This is a genomic window from Enterobacter cloacae complex sp. IR5441 (genome assembly GCF_049238215.1).
In the GTDB taxonomy this organism is placed as follows: domain Bacteria; phylum Pseudomonadota; class Gammaproteobacteria; order Enterobacterales; family Enterobacteriaceae; genus Enterobacter; species Enterobacter hormaechei_C.
This window is the reverse complement of the sequence record NZ_JBMKIA010000068.1, coordinates 1-6,459: the sequence shown is the minus strand read 5'-3', so window position 1 is coordinate 6,459 and position 6,459 is coordinate 1. Positions and strand designations below refer to the sequence as shown.

Below are 6,459 nucleotides of genomic sequence, written 5' to 3'. Positions count from 1 at the left end.
CGCCAGAAATTCGATTAGCTTTGGTCGGGTGAATTTTTTACGGTAAACGGCCTTCCCACGATGATCCTGACAATGAATATGGAAAGAGTTCTTACCCAGATCGATACCAATAAGCGCAACGTTTTCCATGATGGTTCTCCGAATGAAAGCCTGTCCTCAGCATAGTACTGGGAAGGAGGGAGTGACCATCTCATTAAATATCCTACGTTAAGCCTGTTTCTTTAGCTGGCATTACAAAAAGCGAGCGTCTGCATGGTACAGACAGACACCCGAATACGATAAAAATGAGACGAAAAAAACGGTAATGCTGTCAACCTGTTGATGACTATTTTAATCTGTAGTCATTCAATCCTTGTAACATCAGGATGATCCTGGTGTCAGTGAAAATACGAAATCAACACGTTGGTATCATTACCCACCTGTGAACTGACGTCGGCATTTTGAATCTCACTTCGGCGTGCCCCCTCCGAATGGCGCAAAACATTTCGTGGTATGGCATGATAGCACCCGAAGAGAGTCAATTCAGGGTGGTAAATGTGAAACCAGTAACGCTATACGATGTCGCAGAGTATGCCGGTGTCTCTTATCAGACCGTTTCCCGCGTGGTGAACCAGGCCAGCCACGTCTCTGCGAAAACGCGGGAAAAGGTGGAAGCGGCGATGGCGCAGCTGAACTACATTCCCAACCGCGTGGCACAACAACTGGCGGGGAAACAGTCGTTGCTGATTGGCGTTGCTACCTCCAGTCTGGCCCTGCACGCGCCGTCGCAAATTGTCGCGGCGATTAAATCTCGCGCCGATCAACTGGGTGCCAGCGTGGTGGTGTCGATGGTAGAACGAAGCGGCGTCGAAGCCTGTAAAGCGGCGGTGCACAATCTTCTCGCGCAACGCGTCAGTGGGCTGATCATTAACTATCCGCTGGATGACCAGGATGCCATTGCTGTGGAAGCTGCCTGCGCTAATGTTCCGGCGTTATTTCTTGATGTCTCTGACCAGACTCCCATCAACAGTATTATTTTCTCCCATGAAGACGGTACGCGACTGGGCGTGGAGCATCTGGTCGCATTGGGTCACCAGCAAATCGCGCTGTTAGCGGGCCCATTAAGTTCTGTCTCGGCGCGTCTGCGTCTGGCGGGCTGGCATAAATATCTCACTCGCAATCAAATTCATCCGATAGCGGAACGGGAAGGCGACTGGAGTGCCATGTCCGGTTTTCAACAAACCATGCAAATGCTAAATGAGGGCATCGTTCCCACTGCGATGCTGGTTGCCAACGATCAGATGGCGCTGGGCGCAATGCGCGCCATTACCGAGTCCGGGTTGCGCGTTGGTGCGGATATCTCGGTAGTGGGATACGACGATACCGAAGACAGCTCGTGTTATATCCCGCCGTTAACCACCATCAAACAGGATTTTCGCCTGCTGGGGCAAACCAGCGTGGACCGCTTGCTGAAACTCTCTCAGGGCCAGGCGGTGAAGAGCAATCAGCTGTTGCCCGTCTCACTGGTGAAAAGAAAAACCACCCTGGCGCCCAATACGCAAACCACCTCTCCCCGCACGTTGGCAGATTCCTTAATGCAGCTGGCACGACAAGTTTCCCGACTTGAAAGCGGGCAGTGAGCGCAACGCAATTAATGTGAGTCAGCTCACTCATTAGGCACCCCAGGCTTTACACTCTATGTGTCCGGCTCGTATGTTATGCGAAAATGTGAGCGGATAACAATTCACGCAGGATACAACTATGACAATGATTACGGATTCACTGGCCGTCGTATTACAACGTCGTGACTGGGAAAACCCTGGCGTTACCCAACTTAATCGCCTTGCGGCACATCCCCCTTTCGCCAGCTGGCGTAATAGCGAAGAGGCTCGCACCGATCGCCCTTCCCAAGAGTCGCGCAGCCTGAATGGTGAATGGCGCTTTGCCTGGTTTCCGGCACCAGAAGCGGTACCAGAAAGCTGGCTGGAGCGCGATCTTCCTGACGCCGATATTGTCATCGTCCCCTCAAACTGGCAGATGCACGGTTACGATGCGCCTATCTACACCAACGTGACCTATCCCATTGCGGTCAATCCGCCGTATGTTCCCACGGAGAATCCGACGGGTTGTTACTCGCTCACATTTAATGTTGATGAAAGCTGGCTACAGGAAGGCCAGACGCGAATTATTTTTGATGGTGTTAACTCGGCGTTTCATTTGTGGTGCAACGGGCGCTGGGTCGGTTACGGACAGGACAGTCGTTTGCCGTCTGAATTTGACCTGAGCGCATTTTTACACGCCGGAGAAAACCGCCTCGCGGTGATGGTGCTGCGCTGGAGTGACGGCAGTTATCTGGAAGATCAGGATATGTGGCGGATGAGCGGCATTTTCCGTGACGTCTCGTTGCTGCATAAACCGAGCACGCAAATCAGCGATTTCCATGTAGCCACTCACTTTAATGATGATTTCAGCCGCGCTGTACTGGAGGCAGACGTTCAGATGTACGGCGAGCTGCGCGATGAGCTGCGGGTGACGGTTTCTTTGTGGCAGGGTGAAACGCAGGTCGCCAGCGGCACCGCGCCTTTCGGCGGTGAAATTATCGATGAGCGTGGTGGTTATGCCGATCACGTCACCCTACGTCTGAACGTCGAAAACCCGAAACTGTGGAGCGCCGAAATCCCGAATCTCTATCGTGCGGTGGTTGAACTGCACACCGCCGACGGCACGCTGATTGAAGCAGAAGCCTGCGATGTCGGTTTCCGCGAGGTGCGGATTGAAAATGGTCTGCTGCTGCTGAACGGCAAGCCGTTGCTGATTCGCGGCGTTAACCGTCACGAGCATCATCCTCTGCATGGTCAGGTCATGGATGAGCAGACGATGGTGCAGGATATCCTGCTGATGAAGCAGAACAACTTTAACGCCGTGCGCTGTTCGCATTATCCGAACCATCCGCTGTGGTACACGCTGTGCGACCACTACGGCCTGTATGTGGTGGATGAAGCCAACATTGAAACCCACGGCATGGTGCCAATGAATCGTCTGACCGATGATCCGCGCTGGCTACCCGCGATGAGCGAACGCGTAACGCGAATGGTGCAGCGCGATCGTAATCACCCGAGTGCGATCATCTGGTCGCTGGGGAATGAATCAGGCCACGGCGCTAATCACGACGCACTCTATCGCTGGATCAAATCTGTCGATCCTTCCCGCCCGGTACAGTATGAAGGCGGCGGAGCCGACACCTTCGCAACCGATATTATTTGCCCGATGTACGCGCGCGTGGATGAAGACCAGCCCTTCCCGGCTGTGCCGAAATGGTCCATCAAAAAATGGCTTTCGTTGCCTGGAGAGACGCGCCCGCTGATCCTTTGCGAATACGCCCACGCGATGGGTAACAGTCTTGGCGGCTTCGCTAAATACTGGCAGGCGTTTCGTCAGTACCCCCGTTTACAGGGCGGCTTCGTCTGGGACTGGGTGGATCAGTCGCTGATTAAATATGATGAAAATGGCAATCCGTGGTCGGCTTACGGCGGTGATTTTGGCGATAAGCCGAATGATCGCCAGTTCTGCATGAACGGTCTGGTCTTTGCCGACCGCACGCCGCATCCGGCGCTGACGGAAGCAAAACACCAGCAGCAGTTTTTCCAGTTCAGTTTATCCGGGCGAACCATCGAAGTGACCAGCGAATACCTGTTCCGTCATAGCGATAACGAGCTCCTGCACTGGATGGTGGCGCTGGATGGCAAGCCGCTGGCAAGCGGTGAAGTGCCTCTGGATGTCGCTCCACAAGGTAAACAGTTGATTGAACTGCCTGAACTACCGCAGCCGAAGAGCGCCGGACAACTCTGGCTAACGGTTCACGTAGTGCAACCGAACGCGACCACATGGTCAGCAGCCGGACACATCAGCGCCTGGCAGCAGTGGCGTCTGGCGGAAAACCTCAGCGTGACACTCCCCTCCGCGCCCCACGCCATCCCGCAACTGACCACCAGCGAAACGGATTTTTGCATCGAGCTGGATAATAAGCGTTGGCAATTTAACCGCCAGTCAGGCTTTCTTTCACAGATGTGGATTGGCGATAAAAAACAACTGCTGACGCCGCTGCGCGATCAGTTCACCCGCGCACCGCTGGATAACGACATTGGCGTAAGTGAAGCGACCCGCATTGACCCTAACGCCTGGGTCGAACGCTGGAAGGCGGCGGGCCATTACCAGGCCGAAGCAGCGTTGTTGCAGTGCACGGCAGATACGCTTGCCGACGCGGTGCTGATTACCACGGTCCACGCGTGGCAGCATCAGGGGAAAACCTTATTTATCAGCCGGAAAACCTACCGGATTGATGGAAGTGGTCAAATGGCGATTACCGTTGATGTTGAAGTGGCGAGCAATACGCCACATCCGGCGCGGATTGGCCTGACCTGCCAGCTGGCGCAGGTAGCAGAGCGGGTAAACTGGCTCGGATTAGGGCCGCAAGAAAACTATCCCGACCGCCTTACTGCGGCCTGTTTTGACCGCTGGGATCTGCCATTGTCAGACATGTATACCCCGTACGTCTTCCCGAGCGAAAACGGTCTGCGCTGCGGGACGCGCGAATTGAATTATGGCCCACACCAGTGGCGCGGCGACTTCCAGTTCAACATCAGCCGCTACAGTCAACAGCAACTGATGGAAACCAGCCATCGCCATCTGCTGCACGCGGAAGAAGGCACATGGCTGAATATCGACGGTTTCCATATGGGGATTGGTGGCGACGACTCCTGGAGCCCGTCAGTGTCGGCGGAATTCCACCTTAGCGCCGGTAGCTACCATTACCAGTTGCTCTGGTGTCAAAAATAATAATAACCGGGCAGGCCATGTCTGCCCGTATTTCGCGTAAGGAAATCCATTATGTACTATTTAAAAAACACAAACTTTTGGATGTTCGGTTTATTCTTTTTCTTTTACTTTTTTATCATGGGAGCCTACTTCCCGTTTTTCCCGATTTGGCTACATGACATCAACCATATCAGCAAAAGTGATACGGGTATTATTTTTGCCGCTATTTCTCTGTTCTCGCTATTATTCCAACCGCTGTTTGGTCTGCTTTCTGACAAACTCGGGCTGCGCAAATACCTGCTGTGGATTATTACCGGCATGTTAGTGATGTTTGCGCCGTTCTTTATTTTTATCTTCGGGCCACTGTTACAATACAACATTTTAGTAGGATCGATTGTTGGTGGTATTTATCTAGGCTTTTGTTTTAACGCCGGTGCGCCAGCAGTAGAGGCATTTATCGAGAAAGTCAGCCGTCGCAGTAATTTCGAATATGGTCGCGCGCGGATGTTTGGCTGTGTTGGCTGGGCGCTGTGTGCCTCGATTGTCGGCATCATGTTCACCATCAATAATCAGTTTGTTTTCTGGCTGGGTTCTGGCTGTGCATTCATCCTCGCCGTTTTACTCTTTTTCGCCAAAACGGATGCGCCCTCTTCTGCCACGGTTGCCAATGCGGTAGGTGCCAACCATTCGGCATTTAGCCTTAAGCTGGCGCTGGAACTGTTCAGACAGCCAAAACTGTGGTTTTTGTCACTGTATGTTATTGGCGTTTCCTGCACCTACGATGTTTTTGACCAACAGTTTGCTAATTTCTTTACTTCGTTCTTTGCTACCGGTGAACAGGGTACGCGGGTATTTGGCTACGTAACGACAATGGGCGAATTACTTAACGCCTCGATTATGTTTTTTGCGCCACTGATCATTAATCGCATCGGTGGGAAAAACGCCCTGCTGCTGGCTGGCACTATTATGTCAGTACGTATTATTGGCTCATCGTTCGCTACCTCAGCACTGGAAGTGGTTATTCTGAAAACGCTGCATATGTTTGAAGTACCGTTCCTGCTGGTGGGCTGCTTTAAATATATTACCAGCCAGTTTGAAGTGCGTTTTTCAGCGACGATTTATCTGGTCTGTTTCTGCTTCTTTAAGCAACTGGCGATGATTTTTATGTCTATTCTGGCGGGCAATATGTATGAAAGCATCGGTTTCCAGGGCGCTTACCTGGTGCTGGGTCTGGTGGCGCTGGGCTTCACCTTAATTTCCGTGTTCACGCTTAGCGGCCCCGGCCCACTTTCTCTGCTGCGTCGCCAGGTGAATGAAGTCGCTTAAGAAATTAATGTCGGATACGGCGCGAGCGCCTTATCCGACCAACTTATCAGGACGGAATGTTAAAAATGAACATGTCGATGACAGAAAAAATAAAAGCAGGCAAGCTATTTACCGATATGTGCGAAGGCTTACCTGAAAAAAGACTTCGTGGGAAAACATTAATGTATGAGTTCAATCACTCGCATCCATCAGAAGTTGAAAAAAGGGTAATGACTCCAACTTATTGATAGTGTTTTATGTTCAGATAATGCCCGATGACTTTGTCATGCAGCTCCACCGATTTTGTGAGCGACAGCGACTTCCGTCCCAGCCGTGCCAGGTGCTGCCTCAGATTCAGGT

General features: G+C 52.3%; 4 protein-coding genes and 2 pseudogenes. 4 read left to right on the top strand and 2 right to left on the bottom strand.

Going from position 1 to position 6,459, the window contains the following annotated elements; translation table 11 throughout:
* A pseudogene (locus ACOTX5_RS25915) lies at positions 1-129 on the bottom strand (IS110 family transposase); the annotation flags it as partial.
* Between the two features lie 407 nt (positions 130-536).
* Between ACOTX5_RS25915 and lacI the strand changes: the two are divergent.
* The 4 genes and pseudogenes from lacI to ACOTX5_RS25895 all read left to right on the top strand — a co-directional run.
* Positions 537-1,619 (top strand): DNA-binding transcriptional repressor LacI, encoded by a 1,083-nt coding sequence (lacI, locus tag ACOTX5_RS25910; RefSeq protein WP_007851507.1) that lies wholly within the window; start codon positions 537-539, stop codon positions 1,617-1,619.
* Between the two features lie 121 nt (positions 1,620-1,740).
* Positions 1,741-4,815: a beta-galactosidase gene (gene lacZ / locus ACOTX5_RS25905; protein ID WP_234101380.1), complete on the top strand. Its 3,075-nt coding sequence runs from the start codon at positions 1,741-1,743 to the stop codon at positions 4,813-4,815.
* Between the two features lie 51 nt (positions 4,816-4,866).
* On the top strand, positions 4,867-6,120 hold the full coding sequence (gene lacY, locus ACOTX5_RS25900) for a lactose permease (RefSeq protein WP_003846917.1): 1,254 nt from the start codon (positions 4,867-4,869) through the stop codon (positions 6,118-6,120).
* Between the two features lie 65 nt (positions 6,121-6,185).
* Positions 6,186-6,326 (top strand): annotated as a pseudogene (locus ACOTX5_RS25895) (maltose acetyltransferase domain-containing protein); the annotation flags it as partial.
* 14 nt (positions 6,327-6,340) lie between these two features.
* Here the strand turns inward: ACOTX5_RS25895 and ACOTX5_RS25890 are convergent.
* Positions 6,341-6,459, bottom strand: a 119-nt coding sequence (locus ACOTX5_RS25890; protein ID WP_218062499.1) for an IS1 family transposase, incomplete at its 5' end; no start/stop codon positions are given.

What these genes read in the sequence shown, in the direction of transcription:
- lacZ (WP_234101380.1), top strand. Translation starts at nt 1,741, where the DNA reads ATGACAATGATTACGGATTCACTGGCCGTCGTATTACAACGTCGTGAC.
- lacY (WP_003846917.1), top strand. Translation starts at nt 4,867, where the DNA reads ATGTACTATTTAAAAAACACAAACTTTTGGATGTTCGGTTTATTCTTT.